Origin of the sequence: Methylophaga sulfidovorans (genome assembly GCF_900114205.1) — a bacterium.
Classification (GTDB): Bacteria; Pseudomonadota; Gammaproteobacteria; order Nitrosococcales; family Methylophagaceae; genus Methylophaga; species Methylophaga sulfidovorans.
Genome location: NZ_FOSH01000010.1, coordinates 45803 through 65220, shown reverse-complemented (window position 1 = coordinate 65220; position 19418 = coordinate 45803). Strand labels below are relative to the sequence as shown.

The window sequence follows — 19418 nt, the reverse complement described above, 5'->3', positions numbered from 1 at the left end:
TAACGAAAAATTAAGCTTAAAGACCTTTATTGATTGTCAGACAAAACCATTCCAATCGACTGATTTAGTTCAGAAATTTTTTGTTTTATCTGGACTTCCAATAAGCGCTTTCGACTTTCATTATCATTAGCCAGCGACTGACTGCGCAATAAATCAATCAAATTAATTTCACCTAAATCAAAGGCACGCTTTTGTAATTGGTAATACTTCTGGGTGGTTTTATTTTGTTCTGTGATCAAATCCAGTTGCTGCCGGCTACTATTCAACTCTTCCTGAACAGCGACTTGTCGTGTTTTTAGCTGACGCCATAATGACTGACGTGCAACCTGTGCATCGGCTAGCTCTGCTGATGCCTTGGCAATAGCTGGTTGCCTGTATGCCTTATCATCCAATGCCATACTAAAGCCAATGCCCATGCTGTTGGTATAGTCTTCCGCCCTGTCACCTCGTTCTCGTCTCACGCCTAAAGATAAACTGGGATTCACCGCACCGTCATACTGTGCCAGTCCCATTTGTGCCTGTAATCTGGCTATCAGTTGGTCCTGTAAGAGCAACTGCGGATGTTGCTGTAAATCTTCTGTGATCTTACTGACAGTTTCATCGACCTGCTGTGGCAAGGTATGTTCACCAGTAATGAGTTGATAAATTTTCAGGCGCTGTTGCAGCAGTGACTCGGCATTTACCATCTTGCTATGTGCTTCCAGCGTGTTACTGCTTGCCAGTAATCGTTCTGTTGATGCTAAATCTCCCGCTTTTACGCGTGACTCCACATCATTTTGTAATTTTTTCGCGGTTTCCCATGTCAGTTTAGCTTGTTCAAGTTGGGCTTCGGCCAGCTTCACCTGCCAGATTTGTTGCCTTACCTCACCCGAAGCTTCCAGTTTTAGTGCTTGCTGATAGGCAGGTAGTTCGGCGGCTATTTTGTCTGACAAGGCCTGCTGTTGTTGTTTTTGACCAGGTAACCAAAGCGGTAAATCAACACCACCTTCCCACTCCTGAAAACCGTGTCCGGTACCGACTTCATCACTGAACAGACTAAGACTGCCAGTCACCGGCTCGGCAAATATGGCATGACTGTATGTATCATTCGCTTGCAGTAGTTTTCGATATTTATCTTCAGCTAATAAACCAGGTAATCGCTGATATACCTTCTCTGTCAGTGAGGCTAAATCGAGGTTAGCTGTATACGGCACGCTTCTGACTGTCTCATTATCTTCTGCAAAACTCACAACAGGACTTAATGTGCCTATAAAGGCAGCCATAACAAAAGAGGTATATCGTCGCATGAAAAATCCTTAAATAAATGCTGTTCTATCCAAATTGCAACAGCATGCACAGTGATTGTTAAATCAGACTTAATACAATATCAAATTGTCACTGACTCAGTACGCTTCGGCAGTAATTTATCAGCTATTCGTTCGTAAACGGCGAGCATTGCGGGTATTACTAATAATACTAAAACAGTTGAAAACATAAGACCAAATGACATGGAAACGGCCATTGGGATTAAAAACTGCGCCTGTAGTGATGTTTCAAATAATAAAGGTGTGAGTCCGGCAATAGTGGTAAGTGAGGTCAGTAAAACCGCACGTAAACGTTGAACCGAGGCTTCAATAATCGCTTGCTGTGTTGGCGTTCCGGACTCCGTTAATTGTTTAAAAAATGTCACCAGAATGATCGAATCATTCACAACAATGCCAGATAAGCCAAAAATACCAAACAAAGACAAAATGGTCAGATCAATACCCAATAACCAGTGACCAATTAAGGCACCAATTAAACCAAATGGAATTGCCGCCATTACTACCAACGGCCAACCATAGGATGAAAATACCCATGCCAGAACCAGATAAATCATGACAAATGCCAGTAATGTGCCTTGCGCCATATCAGACATGGTGTCGGCTTGCTCTTCTGCTCGGCCTTCATAGCCAATTTTTACACCGTATTTAGAGGATATTTCAGGTAAAAAAGCCTTTTTCATATCGTCCAAAATGACATTATTGTTATTCACCACAGAATCAACTGATGCAGTGATATGTATTGCCAACTGACTTTCGGTATGCCTGAGCACATCAAAACCCCGACGCGACTCAAAGTCGACCACACTGGATAAAGGTGCACTGCCGCCATTCGGCAAACGCAACATAAAGTTCTCTAATGTTGCCAGGGTATTACGCTCTGCATCAGGCAACATGACACGGACTTCAACCTCATCATCACCATCCTGAAAAATCTGAACTAACTGTCCATCAAACGCAGCTCGTAACTGACGCCCCACATTCTCTACCGTTAAACCAAGCACTTCACCCTGGCCTTTTATCCGGTAAATCAATTGTTCCTGTCCATAGGGCATATCATCTTCAATGGCACTGACACCCGTATAGTTTTTTAATCGCTCAGCTACTTCATGTGCGGCTTTTTTTAATTGCTGTGCCGGAGCACCACTCAAACGAATATCAATATCGCTTCCAGGCGGCCCACCACGTGCTTCACTGATAGTAAATGTCTCAATCCCCGGTGGTAAGATAATGTATTTACGCCAATCATTAATAAAATCTTTGTTTCTGATATCGCGTTTGTCAGGCGATATCATCTCCAGTTGAACTGAGCCAAAACGTTCATCCGATTGACTGCTGCTCAAATTAGAGTTTGCAGATGAAGCACTTCCAAGTCGGGTGACTGCCATTTTGACAATCTTTTGATCATAATCTGCTTCGGCTTTATCCAGTGCCAGATTGATATTTTGCAGAAACTGTTCAACATCTTTCTTAGGCGTACCGGCAACAAAGCGGACATTGGCGGTAATCGTAGTGCCTTCCGGAGATGGAAAGAAGTTAAATAAGATTCTGCCACTGGCCAGCAGGCTAATTGAAATGATCAATAAAGCCAGTGTAAGACTGATCGTCACACCACTATTTTTTACAGCCATACTGACTAAAGGCCTGAAAAACTGCTCACGAAAATGATCAAATTTTTCATCTAACCATCGTCTTAAGCAACCCGGATCAGCATGATGCATTGTATGAAAAGTATGACGTAAGTGACCGGGAAGTATAAGAAAACTTTCCACAAGAGAAGCAATGATGACACAAATCACCACAAAGGGAATGTCAAACAGAATATTTCCAATAATACCACTGATTAACATCAAAGGCAGGAAGGCGGCAATGGTGGTTAATGAGGATGAAATCACCGGAGCCAACATGCGTCGAGCACCGCCCTCTGCGGCTAATAAAGAGCGTTCGCCACTTTGGTAATGAGATAGAGCATCTTCGCCAACAACGATTGCATCATCAACAATAATGCCCAGCGCCATGATCAAAGCAAACAAGCTGATCATATTGATGCTGCCGCCGAGCACATACAACACGGTTAATGCCGCCATAAAGGAAACTGGAATTCCGACGGCTACCCAAAAAGCGACTCGGCCATGCAAAAACAGGAAAAGAATTGCCAATACCAGTAATAAACCACTAAGACCGTTACTCAGTAGCAAATTAATACGCTCCTGAATCAATGACCAACTGGCGTCATAAACGCGGATATCGACACCCTTGGGCAAGCTCGGTCTGGCCTGTTCCAGCCAGTTTTCCATAATTCTTGCAGATTCAAGTGCATCGGCATTTTCTGTACGTTGCAGTGCAATCTCAACGGCAGGTTTCCCGTGATAAAACACTTTTACCTGATCACGCATAGCTCGCCGTTCTACATCAGCGACATCATTAATCAGTAAACGCCGCCCCTGATAATCACTTTTTAATGAGATATTGCCGAAGGCATCAGCATCCCGGCGTTGATCCAGGCTACGAATTTGTCGTGTCGTTTCAGCGTTACCAATCTCACCAGCAGGTAAATCCTGACTTTGATCAGCAACACGTTGACTGACATCACCAAAACTTAAGCCTAATGACTCTAAAGTAGACGTACTGACTTTAATCGCCATTTCTTCATCCGGTAATCCGGTAATAGTGACACGTGAAATGCCTGCATCAAGCAGCTCATGTTCGATTTGATGTACTAAGCCACGTAATTCGTCTAAATGTCCATCCGTGGTGACCAGTAATCTGGCTACATTGTCATAGCGTGTTGCAATGCTGATTTCCGGTGTTTCAGAATCTTTAGGCAGGTTTCTGAGTCGTGCTACATGATCTTTTACCTGATCAAGCGCAGGCCCCATGTCCGTGCCTTCATCAAATTCCAATCTGACTAATGACGAGCCATAAGATGAGGTTGAGGTCATCTTATCGACATAATCGATAGTACGAAGCTCTTGCTCAATACGGCTGGTCAGAGAGTCTTCCACATCTTCTGCACTGGCACCGCGCCAGACAACACTAACTGTGATGACATCCAAGGCAAAGTTAGGGAAAAATTGTGTATTGAGTTTGCTCAATGAAACAAAACCACCGATCAGCATCATCAGCATCAACAGGTTGGCAGCAACCTTATGTTGAGCAAAAATGCCAATAATATCTTTGCGATGGGCGGGAGAACTCACAGCTCGGTCTCAACCGCTAAACCAGTGATCGCGTTGGGGAGTTGTGTAGTAACAATTAAATCACCGTTATGAATCTCGTCACTTCTGATTAATAGACGATGCTGATTATCTTTACCCACCACTTCCCCTACTCGTTCTATGGTGATGGCTTTTAAGTGTCCATCTTTAATCAGATAGACACGATCCAAACCATATAAAGCACTAAATGGCAGTTCAATCACATTGTGCTGTTCGGACAATTGCAATTGCAGCTCAACAAAAGTGCCGAGCGCTAAGTTATCGGGATGAGTTACTAGACGAAATAAGCCATCAACGCCACCGCTATCAAGCCGTACTTCACCGGAAAGGCGTTTCAGCTCGAGCTTGACGAGTTCATTATCAATTTTCGCTGTCGCCAGAATCTGCTGATTGTGCTGCATCATTTGCCGGATTTGTTGACTGTAACGTCCCGGAATCTGAGCACGCACTTCCAGATTATTGAAGTCGTATACATTAATCAGACTATCACCGGGCCTGACGCGATCACCCACGGCAACATTTAACTTAGCTACCCGGCTAGCAAACGGTGCTCTGATATCCGTACGTTCCAGATTGACTTCACTCTGCTTGAGCAAGGCTTCGGCCCGTTTTTTAGAGGCCTGTAACTGAGCTAAGCGCGATGGATGCTCAGCAATATCATTTTGTAACTGCTTTTGTGCCAGCACTTGTTGCTGATAAGCGGCCGAAGACTCATCTAAGGCTGCTGCTGAGGTTAATTTATTTTGTTCCAGTTTTTTCGCACGTTGAACCGCTTTATCAGCCAGCTTAACAAGTTGTTTTTGATTTTCTAATAATGTGAGATCACGTTGATAGCGGACATTTTCATTCGCAATTGAAGCCGTGATCTCCTCTACATCAGCCTGACGCTGTTGTTTTATTAATTCAACGTCTGTTTTATCCAGTTGCAGCAGTAACTCTCCCTGAGTCACTGTTTCACCTTCTAACACCAGAACATGCTCAACATCGGCTTCGACAGCCGCTTTTAGCGTGGCATCGCGAGGAGTTTCAATACGACCATATACCGTGATTTGAGGACTAACAGTGGTTATTTCGGCGGATACAGCATTGACCAGCCAGGCTTTTTGCTGAGTATCCTTTGGCGTGGCTTTTGGTTTAGTAGCAATAAGCACCACGACAATCAGAATGGTCAGACCAAGAATTAAAACGGGTAATAAAAATTTTTTAAGCTTGACCATCCTGGTTTCAGTCTCTTTAGTTAGTGGGTTCCGTCACTATAGCAACCCTGATGGCATCCAGTGATAATGAAGCTGACTGAATACCGCTATTCAACTTATCTTGACGTTGCTTCAGGTAATCCAACTCTTGTGGTCGTATATTTGGATTGACCTTCGCCAGCGCGCTGAGGCGTTGATACTCTTGTTCCAATTCGTTGTTCATATTGTTCAACGCTTCTTGTTTAAGCGTCTGTTCTATATTAGCAACTGCTTTTTTGGCTTGTCCTAGTAAGTTTTCCACCGGGCCACGGGCATGACGAATCAGTTCTTGTGCAGTGGCACGTGGAATACGCCCTGCCATCTTATTAAAGTCCTGCTCTTCGAACAGTGTTTGGTACTGTTTACCACGCTCATCAACGACCAGCCTGATATGGCTTTCAGAAATAAAACGCTGAATCTGTAAGTCACGCTCAGACACTGTTCTCATTACAAATATTGCTTCAAGTAAAAGACTGCCTGCTTTCACCTCATCTGTTGCCAGTGTACAAAAAGCGCTATTACCTAGCTCACTATTTAACACCATATCGATAGCACCCAGCACCATGGGGTGTTCCCAGGTCAGGAATGTCATATCTTCACGCCCTAAGGCTTTATGGCGCTGATAAGTAGCCGTTAGGCCTTCATCTGGCAACTCAGGGAACTGTGTCTGCATATGAGTGCCAGGCTCGATAATAATGCTATCGGTGCTATGAGGTTGTTGATCCACACCAAAGGCATCAAAGACATCATCCATAAAACCTGCTAGTTCCAGCGAACGTGACAGCGACTCAACTTCACCCACCACATATTCAGCATGTGATTCATTATAAGAATGACGTTCCAGCAAACGGTGACGACCAGACTGTAATTCAGCCAGTGTTTGCTCTGTCACTTGTTTTGTTTGTTTTATTAATGTGTCTAATGCTTTCTTATTTCCAGGTTCTGCCATCGCAGCTTGCAGTGCTTGTTTGGTTTCTCCGGCAATACGTTGTCCTGCAGCCAAAACCTGTTCAAATGCATTCATTCCGTCGTGATACCAATGCAATAACACAGATTGTGCTGTGCCCATATAAAACGGCACATGAATATGCACATCATGATGTTGACCGATACGATCCAAACGACCGATACGCTGTTCCAGTAAATCCGGATTTACCGGTAAATCAAATAACACAAGATGATGCGAAAACTGGAAGTTACGCCCTTCACTGCCAATTTCAGAACAGACAAGACATTGAGCGCCTTCTTCATCATCAGCAAAATAGGCCGCTGCACGATCACGATTCACCAGGCTTAAACCTTCATGGAATACAGCTGAACGTATGCCTTGATTAATATTAAGATAGTTCTCAAGTTGCTGTGCAGTGTCGGCTTGCGCGCAGATAATCAAAATCTTGTCATCACGATGCGCTTTTAAGAAATCAACCAGCCAGCTCACACGGCTATCATTTTTTAACCAGTCCGCCTCACTAAAATGCTGCTCTGGCAGAATAATATGACTCACATCTTCACCGACCAACGCGTCTGGAAGAGGTAATTCATATTGGTGAAGAATACGGTTAGGGAACCCTTTGACTACATCACGGGTATTTCTGTACAGAACCCGACCAGTACCATGTCTGTCGAGCAATTGCTGGATCACATCAACTTTAGCAGCTGTGAACTGTTCTTCAGAGCTCAATTGCTCAAATAAAACCTCATCAATGAACTCTTTAAGCTGTGACTGCTGTGCGGTTGATAATTGTGCCCAGCTTTCAGCGGCATCAAGCTGTTCAATTAATTCACTGACTGGTTGATATGCGGCTTCCTGTTTCACAAACGCATCAAAATCATAAAACTTATCTGAATCTAATAGACGTAGCCGCGCAAAATGGCTTTCGATACCTAATTGTTCCGGTGTAGCGGTTAGCAGTAGTAATGCAGGAATTTGTGCTGCCAGCGTTTCTATCAGCTGATAACCTTCACTTGATTGTTGCGGTGACCATTCCAGATGATGCGCTTCATCCACAATTAACATATCCCATTGTGCTGACAATATATCCACTTGCATTTGTGGGTTAGCTAATATGTCATTCAAACCACACAGAACAAATTGTGCACTGTCAAAGGGGTTACCTTCATCCAGCTCTTTAAGTGCTTCATGTCGCTCATGATCAATCAAGGTAAATGTCAGATTAAAGCGGCGTAGCATTTCAACCAGCCATTGATGCAATAAGGCATCTGGCACCACGATAAGTGCACGTCTCACCTGACCTGATAAAACTTGTTTATGCAAAATCAAACCAGCTTCGATGGTTTTCCCGAGCCCTACCTCATCGGCTAATAACACTCGTGGAGCAAAACGCTGCGCGACTTGCTGGGCGATATAAAGTTGGTGAGGTAAGAGTTGGACACGTCCGCCCAACAAACCATATATCGGTGATTTCACCAGTTCATGCTGGTAGTTCAGGGTTTTAGCACGTAATTCAAACTGACTGTTTTTATCAACCTGTCCGGCAAAAAAACGGTCCTGCGGCTGATTAAAGTGCACACGACTATCAAGATCCATTTCATGGATACTAATAGCTTCGCCAGCGTCAGTATCACCCTGATAGATATAACAACCATTAAAAGGCTGCACGGCACTAATGACAAAACTCACATCCTCGCGAGTGCTGACTTTGTCACCTTCAGAATAGATAACCCGGCTCAATGGCGCATTATCGGCAGCATAAAAACGACTCTCTGCTGCTGCAGGAAAAAATACTTCAATACGACGTCCGCTGCTTTCCTGAATGATACCCAGACCCAGTTCTGCTTCACTATTACTGACCCAGCGCTGGCCTACGATAAATGCACTATCTGACAATGTGGTTTGCTCCGTAATTTCTTTGTGTTTTGTTCAACATCTATCATTACTCAAAGTGCTCGCTTATTTATCTCAATTAGCACGTCTGTATTTAGACGAATTTTTACACCCAGCCATAACGATAAAAATGTTGTTAGGCACGATATGGTAAATTGTTGGCTTGTTTTTTCCTATAGCCCTGTATTAATGGCCACAGAATTTTACACCGTTGAAACCACCACTGAAGTGGAATATGAAATAAAAAAATCACGATTTATTGGCGTTATCATGCCCTGCCAGAGTGAAGATGATGCTCTACGTAAATTAGGTCAGCTGGCACGACAACATCCTCAGGCTAATCATCTTGCCTTTGCCTGGCGTATCCGCCAACCAGAAGGATTTTTGACGGAGCGATTTCATGATGCAGGTGAACCCTCAGGCACCGCAGGCCGCCCGATACTTGCACCATTAGAAGGACAAGATCTTATCAATACAGTGATTGGCGTGATCCGTTATTTTGGCGGTATCAAACTGGGTACTGGTGGTCTTACCCGAGCTTATGGCGCTGCCGCAAAACAAGCGATTGCCGAAGCGAATATTGTTAAGTGGGTAGAAATGGCAGAAATGACTTTGGAGATTGATTACTCACAACTTCAGCTATTGGAATATCAGCTCAAGCAATTACGCGGGGAAATCATCGATCAAAACTTTACCGATAAAGTCGCCGTCACTATTGTTTTACCAGCAAAACACCAACAGGCTATCCGCCAACAATTTATATCGAACTATTAGCTTGGAAATGAATTAATCGACCGTCAATTTCTACCTGTTTAAATCCATATTTATCAGCTATATAGCTAATAGTGTTACGGTGATAAATGAATACATGCGTTGGGTCGTTTTTATAATTCCAGCGATGAAAATCGATCCCCTCATGATAGATTTCCGTCATACAAAAGAGTCGCCCGCCCGACTTTAAACGATCTCTGAGCACAGCAAAACTGTCAGCCGGTTGATGGAAATGCTCAATCACTTCACAACTACAAATATAGTCATACTGCTGTTTTAACAGCACAGCATCATTAAAAAATAAGGGATCATAGGCTGAGATGGTAAAACCTAACTGATGTAATACATGCGTGATAACCGGCGCATGACCTGCACCGAAATCGAGTCCCTGATGCTGAGGTTTAAAAAACTGCTGAACGCGCTGGGTAATCGGGGAAACAAACTGTTGGAAGCGCTTATCTTCCACATCATTTAAATGTTCAAGATAACGCTGCTGCTCTGATTCACGATCCGGCCATAAAGCCGGATCCATGAAAATGCCATAACAAAACTGACATTGATGATACAAACGTTGTTTAAAGTGATAAAAAACACTGGCCTGATGCTGGCACAGCGGACAAATAACGCTCATCTACACGGGTAAAAAGCTGGTAATAAAACCAATTAAGCCGCCAAACACCCCACCCCAGACAACCAGCCAGCCTAAATGGGTACGAATCATGTCCTGAACAATGGTTTTCACCATTTGTGGCGTCAGTTCTTCAAGGCGTGATTCGACAATATGTTCAATCTGCAAATGAATATCATCAAACACGGCATGACTATTCAGCTTTGAACGAACGCTTTGCTGAAATGAATCGCTATGAGCAATATCATCCAGAGAGCGCGTCATTTTTTTAATAAAAGGCTCACGTAATGGTTCTAAGGCAGACTTACCACCAAACATTGATAACATACTGCCAAATGAAGACTCCATTATCGTAGTAACAAGGCTATCGTAGACTGGCTCTAAGTCAGTATTCTCAATCACATCCGAAAAATCCAGCGGATGTTTGGCATTGTCTGCAACCAGTTCAGCTAAAAAACGATCCACATTGTCTTTACTAAAAAATTGTTGCATCACTAAGTTATGAATAGCGGCCTTAAACTCAGCAAAGCGCTCAACCACCACACCAGAGCCATACAGCCCTGGCACTTTTTCGAATAGCATATGAATCGCTATCCAGTTGGTCAGGCTACCAGCCAGTGCAAATAAACCTGTTGCCAGAATGGCCTTTGAGGCTGGTGAATCAATAAATAAACCAGTAGCGACAAATGTTGCCGCAACAAGATGGGTAATTAAACTCTTATTCATCGGTCCATTTAGTTAATGCGTTGATAATCTGCGAAGCTTGATCACGGCTGGAAATATTAAATTTGGAACGTTGGCTATATTCACCATTACGTTTTTGATAACGACGTATCGTGTATTTGTCCGGACCAAACTCACCTGTTTTGCGATCAAGATCCTGATAACGGAACATGACTGTTGCCCACGCACCTTTGGTTAAGATGACTTTATCTAACTCTTTAACCGTCATGGTATCGCCTTCATGATATTCAACGGTTAATTCGTCTACTGTTTCAGCCATAGAATAAAAACTCCTAGATTATTTTTGATTAAAATAGGCGGTCAGCACTTTACAGAGCATCACCGCATCCTGACTACCTGCTAATTCACGTATCGAGTGCATGGCAAATGTAGGTAAGCCAATATCGATTGTTTTCACCCCAATATGCGATGAAGTTATAGGCCCAATTGTGCTACCACAGGCCATATCCGTTCTGACGACAAAATCTTGCACAGGCACATTATTCTGCTCACACAATTGTCTGAATATCGCACTGGTTTGACTGCTTGTCGCATAGCGTTGGTTAGCATTGGTTTTAATAACCGGACCTTTGTTCAATAAAGGTCCATGTTCCGCATCATGTCTGTCTGCATAATTTGGGTGTATCGCATGCGCATTATCAGCCGATATCATCATCGATTGTTCAACCATACGTTGATAGGCTTCATTATTCATGGCAAGACGTTGCAATACCGACTGCAAGAATGTGCCTTGTGCGCCAGAGACAGATTGACTCCCCACTTCTTCATGATCATTACAGACCAGTAAGGCAGGTCGTGATTTATCAGCAGCCAGTAAAGCTTGTAAACCGATATAACAGCTCAACAAATTATCCAGTCTGGCACTGCTGATAAAATCACCAGATAAACCAATCACAGCCGCTTTTTGTGTGTCATAAAAACACATTTCATAATCCAGCACACGACCGATATTGATGTCCGGATACTGTTGTCGACATTGCTGTTCCAGTAATGCACGAAAATCCAGGCTATCGCCATCATCAACTTGCGCCAGAATCGGTGGTAAATGCAGTTGCGGATTGATATTACGATTTTGATTCACCTCACGATCCAGATGAATCGCTAAGCTCGGAATCGTCGCAATAGCGTCTTTAAAATTGATAATGACCTGTTCAATCTGCCCTTGTGCATTTTCGTAACTTACTCTGCCAGCCAACGATAAGTCACGGTCGAACCACGGATTTAATAAGGCGCCGCCATAAACTTCAACGCCAAGTTGTAACAAAGTCTGTTTCACTTTTTCAGGCTTTGGTTTGACTTTCAGACAAGGACTGTCCGTATGTGCTCCGACCATACGTATGCCGGAATTGACTAATTCTTGTCCGTTTAATGTAAAGGCAATAATCGATGCCTGACGAATAACAAAATACTGACCGGCATCCAGTTGCCCCCAACTGTCTGCTTCATTAAGTTGTTTAAAGCCATTGTCTTCCAGTAATCTCTGCATGGATGCAACCGCATGATACGGCGTCGGTGAAGCATCGAGAAAATCACATAAACCTGGATTAAAATCACTTGGAGTATATTTCATAGTCAGCATCATATTATTTGGAAGAGGTTAAAGTCGGCTTATGATACCGATTTTCTGGCGTGCTTGTTACTGATGTTAGTCTTCTAGAATCTGTCCACGGTAGATGCGTACTGGCTTTTTCACTTTTTCACGTGGTTTATTAGACTCGCCTAAGGTTTCTGTTTCCTCAATTTCAACACCACGGTAAATGCGTTTTTTACTTGCTGATACAGGTTTCACAACAGCCTTTTTTTGCTCAGCAAATGACACATTTAAAAAACGGAAAATATCCGTGTCATCATCAAGAAAGCTTCGTCCAGCTAATGGCATTCTGAGATTCGGTTTAAAAGAATAACGTTCAATCTCCAGATTAAACCAGTGTTTTAATACTTGTTCACCGCGCAGAGAGCCATGTGATAAGGCCACTACCCGGCCATTTTCAAGCAGAATATGGCAGGCCCGATATTCAGAACAGCGTTCCTGTTACGCCAGCTTGAGACAGCGTGTAAATTTCTTTAAGAACGTCCGTATTGTCTATCATCAATTATGGGCAAAGGCTTAAGCTGAATTTAGTAATAGTTAGATTACAACAGCTCGTCATCATCTTTCACTTTTTTTCTTGGCCGTTTCGATAAGCCACCATGTAAACGGCAACGATCGGCTAAAGCACCAAGCCCCCAACCTTCAGGCGATCTGATAGCTACCGAGCGTTTACAACGCTTACCCCCAGTTAGGCGCGCACCGCATTCAGGTCGGTAGCGTTTTACTTTTTCCCACCCTTCCAGCGTTTGTGAGGCTTTACGTATGACTTTCACTTCGCGTGGAGACAGTTGACTCTGGTCAACCGGATGGGTTTTTTGATCCGTTTGCCGCCACCAATAACGAACAACCGGTACAGGAAGGCCAAATCGACGAGCCAAGTCATCAGGTTTACGGTAAATTTCCATCTCAAGCAGCAATATAGCGGCTTGTTCTAATCTGGCTGTAAACTCTCGACTCTCTTGTGGTGTCATTTAACTAGTCAGCCTCATAGCTCAGCGAAATAATGGCTTCAGTCAGCTCTTCTATTTCATCTTCCGGCTGGGCAATGCCACGGACAGAAATCCCTGCTCGATGAACGCTATCAGGATCACCGGTAATCAGTGGATGCCATTCAGGTAACTCTTCACCTTCAGCCAGTAAGCGATAAGCACAGGTGGCGGGCAGCCAGTCAAAATAGTGCGCATTTTCGATGCTTAATTGAATGCAGTCTGGCACCACGGCTTGGCGATTATCATAGTCTTTGCAGCGACAACTATGGATATCTAATAAAGAGCAAGCGGCTTTGGTGTAATACATCCGTCCATCATCTTCATCTTCCAGTTTGTGAAGACAGCAGCGTCCACAGCCATCACACAGGCTTTCCCATTCATCGTGTGTCATCTGACTGAGTCGTTTGTGTTTCCAGAATTCAGTAGATGTTTTATCCTGCTTAGTCATGACAGATTCTATCGCCCTATCCAGCTTGCTTACCCCTCTCATCAGGCAGTTCAATCCTAAAACGATTTTAACAGCCGGAGAGACAGCAGCAAGTTGTCTGCAAACCGATAATGATACTAGATTGCTGCATCTGACGACACCGTTTAAACAGCAACAACTCCAGCATATCGAACCAGTAGATTTAGCTGTTATCAGTCACTTAACTGAGTCTGTCGATAAATCGGCAGCGCAAGCATGGCTTGGTACGATCAAGAATCAATATGCGCCTCATGTTATTCTCATCAGTCATACTGAACTGGCGGCGAAAAACGACTGGCAATTTACCGACTATCTGGCCATGGGCTTTAAACATATCGCCGGCACAGAGGAAGGTTTGCGCATTTTTAGTTACGCTATAGAAAACTATCAGCCTAAACGTGATTGGTTGAATAGCCGGTTTTGGGCAAATCCTGAAATGTATGACAAATACCGATGGTAATTCATCTGATTGTCACAAAACTGCATTATTATTAAAAAATCTGTGTAAAAACGATCTGAAAAGGCAATATGACTGAACAAAACGCTTTAGATTTAAATAACCCGGCTCTGTATATCAACCGTGAATTGAGTTTACTTGAATTCAACTGGCGTGTTTTACAGCAAGCACTTGATCCTAATGTGCCTTTGCTGGAACGCCTGAACTATTTATGTATCTCCAGTACCAATCTGGATGAGTTTTTTGAAGTCCGTGTTGCTGGCCTGATTCAACAAATCGAAATTGGCGATCCTTATATAGAATCCGATCAGATCACCGCACAGGAATGTCTGAAGCTAATTAATCAGCGAGCCCATGAACTGGTTGAAGAGCAGTATCGTGTTCTAAATGACGTGTTATTACCCGAGCTAGACCAGGAATCTATCCAGGTTTTACCACGGGCACAATGGACAGATGAGCACAATGCCTGGCTGAAAGATTATTTCCAGGAAGAAATTTTGCCTATCCTCAGCCCAATGGGCTTGGACTCGGCGCATCCCTTCCCGCGTCTGCTCAATAAAAGTTTAAATTTTATTGTTTCGCTGGTGGGTAAAGATGCGTTTGGTCGTGACCGTGGTTACGCCATATTACAGGCTCCTCGCGCACTGCCACGTGTTATTCAGCTTCCACCCGAAATGGTGGCTGAAGGTGAGTACAAATTTGTATTCCTGTCATCGATTATCCATGCCTTTGCTGAAGATCTTTTCTTTGGTATGAAAATAAAAGGCTGTTTCCAGTTCCGTGTAACACGTAATAGTGATCTGGCTATTGATACTGAAGAAACCAGTGATTTACTGGCTACTATCGCAGACGAACTAACACAACGTAACTACGGTGACGAAGTACGTTTGGAAATTGCGCATAACTGTCCTGAAGATATGGTTGAATTCCTGCGTAATGAATGCGCGATGGAACGCGATAATGTCTATCTGGTTAATGGACCAGTCAATCTGAGCCGAATTCAAACTGTTTGTTCACTGGTTGATAGACCTGATCTGAAATTCAGACCGTTCACTCAAGGACGCCCAAGTGGTCTGAGTTTGGATGTGGACATTTTTGATGCTCTGCGTAAACAGGATATGTTGCTGCATCATCCCTACCAATCGTTCACGCCGATCATTGACATGATTCGTCAGGCGGCAGCTGACAGTAGTGTTTTGGCGATAAAACAAACCTTATACCGTACAGGTGCTAAATCACCGATTGTTGATGCCTTAGTGACAGCTGCTCAGGCGGGAAAAGAAGTGACGGTAGTAGTCGAATTGCGTGCACGTTTTGATGAAGAAGCCAACGTCGCATTAGCATCAAGACTGCAGGAAGCGGGTGCCCATGTCGTTTATGGCATTGTCGGTTATAAAACACATGCAAAAATGTTGCTTATTCTCCGACGTGAAAATGGCAAGCTTCGTCGTTATGTTCACTTAGGTACAGGTAACTATCACCGCAGTACATCACGTATTTATACAGATTATGGCCTTCTGACATCCGATAAACAGATTGGCGAAGATGTGAATAATCTATTCATTCAGTTGACCAGCCTTGGTAAGATTCCTCAAATGCATAAATTACTTCATGCACCGTTTACTTTGCATGAGGGCTTACTGGCAAAAATCGAAAGAGAAATTCAATCAGCTAAAGCAGGCAAACCTGCCAGAATCATAGTTAAAGTCAATGCGGTGGTTGAACAGGAAATGATTCAGGCGTTCTATCGTGCTTCTATGGCTGGTGTAAAAGTCGATTTAATCGTTCGTGGTATTTGTTGCCTGAAACCGGGTGTTGAAGGTTTATCTGACAATATCCAGGTAAGAAGTATTATTGGTCGTTTTCTGGAGCATACCCGTGTTTTCTACTTTGAAAACCAAGGTTCACCTGAAATCTGGGCTGGCAGTGCCGACTTAATGAAACGGAATTTATTACGCCGTGTCGAAACCTGTTTCCCGATTGAATCGAAAAAATTACGTAATCGTATTCTGGAAGATTTAGAACTTTATCTGTCAGACAACTCACAGGCTTGGATTTTAAATGCTGATGGTCGATATCACCGTGTCGACAAAGATGAATCAGCACCGCAGATTTCGGCACAAACGACCTTGTTGGAACAAATGGCGAAATCGTTCTAATTTCATTATGGAAACCATTGCTTTTTTTAATCTGAAAGGCGGCGTCGGTAAAACGACGTCTGCTGTCAATATCGCCTGGCATGCTGCTAATGAAGGCATTCCGACATTACTCTGGGATTTAGATCCTCAAGGTGCTTCCAGTTGGCTACTCAATACCAGTGCAAAGTCGGAAACAAAACCTAAAAAATTATTATCAGGCAAAACCCCTATCGGTGATTTAGTCAGAAGTACAGAATTTGAGCATCTGGATATTATTCCAGCAGATTTTTCGTTTCGTCATTTGGATCATCAGCTCAGCGAACAAAGTGATCAGGGTAAACAGAATCTGATTGCTAAACTGGTTGAGCCATTCAGTGAAAACTATGCCTTGATGATTCTCGACTGCCCGCCGAGTTTTTCCTTACTCACAGAACAAATCTTTGCCACAGCCGATTCCTTGTTTTTGCCGTTGATTCCAACGCATCTGTCTCTACGCACATTCGAACAAACCCGTGACTTTTTTAAAGAACACAAATTAAAACCAAAACGCCTGCATGCCTTTTTTAATATGGTGGACAGACGCAGAAGCATGCACCGCGTCATGCTCGCCCACCCACCTAAGATGCTGAAAAATGGATTAAAAACATCTATCCCATACGCGGCTGTGGTAGAGAGAATGGGTGATCATCGCCAGCCTCTCCCTGCGTTTGATAAACAGTCAAACGTCAGTCAGGCCTATGCCAAACTATGGCAGGAAATTAAACAAACGCTGTCTGATTTCTAATATCAAATGCCGGGCTTGATTCGCCAGCAACGATGAATCTTTTTATTTCGCTCAAAATCTCGCGGTATGGTGGTTGTGCTGATATCGTCAATCACAAATTGAGCTAAAGCGTCGGTATCTAAGTCAAAGTCACGACGGTTCGTTGAGAAAATCAATTCTCCGTCTGCTGTTAATAATCTACCCGCATGTTTGATAAGGCTGACATGGTCACGCTGAATATCAAATACCCCTTCCATACGGCTTGAGTTAGAAAACGTCGGTGGATCCAGGAAAATCAAGCCATAACGTTTGTCATCTTCTATTGCCTGTTCCAGCCACTCAATACAGTTAGCGCGAATATACTGATGCTGGTCACCGACAAAACCATTTAACTTCATATTGTCCTCAGCCCACGCTAAATAGGTATTAGACATATCGACACTACTTGTTGATTTTGCCTGGCCTGCTGCTGCATAAACACTGGCCGAGCCAGTGTATGAGAACAAATTGAGAAAGTCTTTGCCTTTGGCTAATTCTCTGACAAGTTGTCTGGTATCACGATGATCAAGAAACAAACCCGTATCTAAATAATCGGTCAGATTCACCCAAAAGCGCAGCCCATTTTCACGGACTTCAATTCGCTGGTGTTTGGCCGCCTGAGCTTCGTATTGTTCTTTACCGCGTTGTTTCTTCCTGACTTTTAATGCCACATGGGTAACAGGTACTTCGAATACTTCAGGAATAATCTGCATCGCTTCCTGTAGTCGTTCAACGGCTTTCTCAGGATCAATCTGCTTTGGTGGCGCATATTCCTGTACATGAATATGGTCATCATAAACATCAATTGCCAAAGCATAATCAGGCAAATCAGCATCATAAACCCGATAACAGCTTATCTCTGACTTACGTGCCCATTTAGCCAGATGTTTTTTATTCTTTTTCAAACGATTAGCAAACATCGCTCCCTGCTCAGTCATCTGAACCGGGGCCTGTTCTTGATCTTCTTGTTCTTCGTCAACAAATTGTGTGGGAGATGCACCAAACTCATTTGTGCGCACTGGTCGTGGCGCACGATAAAACAGCACATCACAGGCGATAGGACCATTATCGAATGGCACCGTATCAAATAGCGTCAAGCCGGTAAATTTACCCAATTGCGCATTGTCTGTTATCAATGCTGTACGCCAGCCTGCGAAGGACTCATTAATAATATTGCCCAGGCTTTCATAGAGGTAATGCAATTCATCGGTACGACCGATACGTTCACCATAAGGTGGATTACAGACAAATAAACCTACTTTTGGTAATTCTGCAGCGAGTCTTGGCCATTCAAGCAAATCACGTTGGTTAACATGTACACGATCACTGAGACCCGCTTCTGCAATATTATTTTTAGCGGCTTCAACTGCTGACGCATCGGCATCACCACCAACAATAACAGGACATCTGGCTAATCCGGATTGTCTTCTGCGCTCAGCATCTGCTTTAAGTTGTTTCCAAAGCTCTTTATCGTGCTGTTTCCAGAAGCTAAAGCCGTAATAGTCACGCAAAATGCCGGGAGCGATATCAGCAGCAATCATCGCCGCTTCGATAAGAAATGTACCTGACCCACACATGGGATCAATTAATGCCCAGCCCTGTCTGGCCAGTTTAGGCCACTCTGCACTTAACAAAATAGCCGCCGCCAGATGCTCTTTTAATGGCGCCGCTGTATTACTGACTCGGTAACCACGTTTATGCAAACTTTCGCCGGATAAATCAATACTGACCGTAGCTTGGTTGTGTTTGAGGTAGACATTAATACGCACATCAGGCTGGTAAAGATCAACAGAGGGACGCTGACCAAAAAGCGTACGAAAGCGATCAACAATCGCATCTTTTACACGTTGAGCACCGTATTGAGTATGTTTTATCTTTGAACGGAAACTATTGAAGTCGACAGCAATGGTGCTATCAAGCTCATTGATATGGTCTTCCCAAGGAAGTGCATTAATCCCTTCGTATAACTGTTCAGGGGTTTCTGCTCGCAGATGAGCAATGGGCAACAACACACGGATAGCAACGCGAGACCACAAACATACTGTATATGCTTCAGCCAAAGTACCGGTAAAACGTATATTCCCCTGATCTTGCTTAGTATTTTTAATACCTAATTGTTTTAGTTCGTCCGCAAGCAGTGGCAACATCCCTCTTGCTGCTGTCACCGTAAACTTGTGTTGTTTAGCCATATTGCCTTCCTGATATAATCAAAACATTTTAATACAGGTGAGCA

Annotated in this window: 16 protein-coding genes; 4 read left to right on the top strand and 12 right to left on the bottom strand. The window is 43.6% G+C overall.

All coding sequences use genetic code 11. From position 1 onward, the window contains the following. Window positions 1-26: 26 nt before the first annotated feature. From BM232_RS09705 to rapA, 4 genes are all read right to left on the bottom strand, one after another. Window positions 27-1286, bottom strand: coding sequence for a TolC family protein (locus BM232_RS09705; RefSeq protein WP_091714034.1), 1260 nt, complete (start codon window positions 1284-1286; stop codon window positions 27-29). An 80-nt stretch (window positions 1287-1366) separates the two neighbouring features. Next, window positions 1367-4501 carry an efflux RND transporter permease subunit gene (locus BM232_RS09700; RefSeq protein WP_091714031.1) on the bottom strand — a complete coding sequence of 1045 codons (3135 nt, stop codon included), beginning with the start codon at window positions 4499-4501 and terminating at the stop codon, window positions 1367-1369. Next, window positions 4498-5736 carry an efflux RND transporter periplasmic adaptor subunit gene (locus tag BM232_RS09695; RefSeq protein WP_091714029.1) on the bottom strand — a complete coding sequence of 413 codons (1239 nt, stop codon included), beginning with the start codon at window positions 5734-5736 and terminating at the stop codon, window positions 4498-4500. Before BM232_RS09695 ends, BM232_RS09700 begins: the two co-directional genes overlap by 4 nt. Before the next feature lie 16 nt (window positions 5737-5752). After that, a complete protein-coding gene (gene rapA, locus BM232_RS09690; protein ID WP_091714027.1) occupies window positions 5753-8602 on the bottom strand; it encodes an RNA polymerase-associated protein RapA in 2850 nt (949 codons plus the stop codon). 186 nt (window positions 8603-8788) lie between these two features. On the opposite strand from rapA, the gene BM232_RS09685 reads away from it, so the two are divergent. Next, window positions 8789-9373 (top strand): YigZ family protein, encoded by a 585-nt coding sequence (locus BM232_RS09685; RefSeq protein ID WP_091714134.1) that lies wholly within the window; start codon window positions 8789-8791, stop codon window positions 9371-9373. On the opposite strand, the gene BM232_RS09680 is transcribed toward BM232_RS09685, so the two are convergent. From BM232_RS09680 to BM232_RS09650, 7 genes are all read right to left on the bottom strand, one after another. Then, window positions 9357-10001, bottom strand: a complete 645-nt coding sequence (locus BM232_RS09680) for a class I SAM-dependent methyltransferase (RefSeq protein ID WP_091714025.1) — start codon at window positions 9999-10001, stop codon at window positions 9357-9359. The two genes, BM232_RS09685 and BM232_RS09680, sit on opposite strands and share 17 nt — an antisense overlap. Next, complete coding sequence (locus BM232_RS09675; protein ID WP_091714022.1) at window positions 10002-10724, bottom strand: DUF445 family protein; 723 nt, start codon at window positions 10722-10724, stop codon at window positions 10002-10004. It abuts the gene before it with no gap. Further along, on the bottom strand, window positions 10717-11001 hold the full coding sequence (locus BM232_RS09670; protein ID WP_091714020.1) for a hypothetical protein: 285 nt from the start codon (window positions 10999-11001) through the stop codon (window positions 10717-10719). The genes BM232_RS09675 and BM232_RS09670 overlap by 8 nt, the downstream gene beginning before the upstream one ends. An 18-nt stretch (window positions 11002-11019) precedes the next feature. After that, window positions 11020-12312, bottom strand: coding sequence for a M18 family aminopeptidase (locus tag BM232_RS09665; protein ID WP_177207304.1), 1293 nt, complete (start codon window positions 12310-12312; stop codon window positions 11020-11022). A gap of 75 nt (window positions 12313-12387) precedes the next feature. Continuing rightward, window positions 12388-12717, bottom strand: coding sequence for a hypothetical protein (locus tag BM232_RS09660; RefSeq protein WP_091714016.1), 330 nt, complete (start codon window positions 12715-12717; stop codon window positions 12388-12390). Window positions 12718-12875: 158 nt separating this feature from the next. After that, a complete protein-coding gene (locus BM232_RS09655; RefSeq protein ID WP_091714013.1) occupies window positions 12876-13304 on the bottom strand; it encodes a hypothetical protein in 429 nt (142 codons plus the stop codon). A gap of 4 nt (window positions 13305-13308) precedes the next feature. Next, window positions 13309-13770: a YcgN family cysteine cluster protein gene (locus BM232_RS09650; RefSeq protein WP_091714011.1), complete on the bottom strand. Its 462-nt coding sequence runs from the start codon at window positions 13768-13770 to the stop codon at window positions 13309-13311. Here BM232_RS09650 and BM232_RS09645 point away from each other — a divergent pair. The 3 genes from BM232_RS09645 to BM232_RS09635 all read left to right on the top strand — a co-directional run bounded on the left by BM232_RS09645 (window position 13769) and on the right by BM232_RS09635 (window position 17167). Then, window positions 13769-14248: a DUF6231 family protein gene (locus BM232_RS09645; RefSeq protein WP_245752884.1), complete on the top strand. Its 480-nt coding sequence runs from the start codon at window positions 13769-13771 to the stop codon at window positions 14246-14248. The genes BM232_RS09650 and BM232_RS09645 overlap by 2 nt on opposite strands. Window positions 14249-14316: 68 nt before the next feature. Beyond that, on the top strand, window positions 14317-16404 hold the full coding sequence (ppk1, locus tag BM232_RS09640) for a polyphosphate kinase 1 (RefSeq protein WP_091714009.1): 2088 nt from the start codon (window positions 14317-14319) through the stop codon (window positions 16402-16404). Window positions 16405-16411: 7 nt separating this feature from the next. Then, window positions 16412-17167, top strand: coding sequence for a ParA family protein (locus BM232_RS09635; protein ID WP_091714006.1), 756 nt, complete (start codon window positions 16412-16414; stop codon window positions 17165-17167). Between the two features lie 2 nt (window positions 17168-17169). Here BM232_RS09635 and rlmKL read toward each other — a convergent pair whose 3' ends face one another. Then, complete coding sequence (rlmKL, locus tag BM232_RS09630) at window positions 17170-19374, bottom strand: bifunctional 23S rRNA (guanine(2069)-N(7))-methyltransferase RlmK/23S rRNA (guanine(2445)-N(2))-methyltransferase RlmL (RefSeq protein ID WP_091714004.1); 2205 nt, start codon at window positions 19372-19374, stop codon at window positions 17170-17172. Window positions 19375-19418: the final 44 nt, after the last annotated feature.

Excerpts from the sequence above, each read along its gene's own strand:
- BM232_RS09705 (WP_091714034.1), bottom strand. The coding sequence starts at position 1,286 with ATGCGACGATATACCTCTTTTGTTATGGCTGCCTTTATAGGCACATTA.
- BM232_RS09695 (WP_091714029.1), bottom strand. The coding sequence starts at position 5,736 with ATGGTCAAGCTTAAAAAATTTTTATTACCCGTTTTAATTCTTGGTCTG.
- BM232_RS09685 (WP_091714134.1), top strand. The coding sequence starts at position 8,789 with ATGGCCACAGAATTTTACACCGTTGAAACCACCACTGAAGTGGAATAT.
- BM232_RS09680 (WP_091714025.1), bottom strand. The coding sequence starts at position 10,001 with ATGAGCGTTATTTGTCCGCTGTGCCAGCATCAGGCCAGTGTTTTTTAT.
- BM232_RS09675 (WP_091714022.1), bottom strand. The coding sequence starts at position 10,724 with ATGAATAAGAGTTTAATTACCCATCTTGTTGCGGCAACATTTGTCGCT.
- BM232_RS09670 (WP_091714020.1), bottom strand. The coding sequence starts at position 11,001 with ATGGCTGAAACAGTAGACGAATTAACCGTTGAATATCATGAAGGCGAT.
- BM232_RS09665 (WP_177207304.1), bottom strand. The coding sequence starts at position 12,312 with ATGAAATATACTCCAAGTGATTTTAATCCAGGTTTATGTGATTTTCTC.
- BM232_RS09655 (WP_091714013.1), bottom strand. The coding sequence starts at position 13,304 with ATGACACCACAAGAGAGTCGAGAGTTTACAGCCAGATTAGAACAAGCC.
- BM232_RS09645 (WP_245752884.1), top strand. The coding sequence starts at position 13,769 with ATGACAGATTCTATCGCCCTATCCAGCTTGCTTACCCCTCTCATCAGG.
- BM232_RS09650 (WP_091714011.1), bottom strand. The coding sequence starts at position 13,770 with ATGACTAAGCAGGATAAAACATCTACTGAATTCTGGAAACACAAACGA.
- ppk1 (WP_091714009.1), top strand. The coding sequence starts at position 14,317 with ATGACTGAACAAAACGCTTTAGATTTAAATAACCCGGCTCTGTATATC.
- BM232_RS09635 (WP_091714006.1), top strand. The coding sequence starts at position 16,412 with ATGGAAACCATTGCTTTTTTTAATCTGAAAGGCGGCGTCGGTAAAACG.
- rlmKL (WP_091714004.1), bottom strand. The coding sequence starts at position 19,374 with ATGGCTAAACAACACAAGTTTACGGTGACAGCAGCAAGAGGGATGTTG.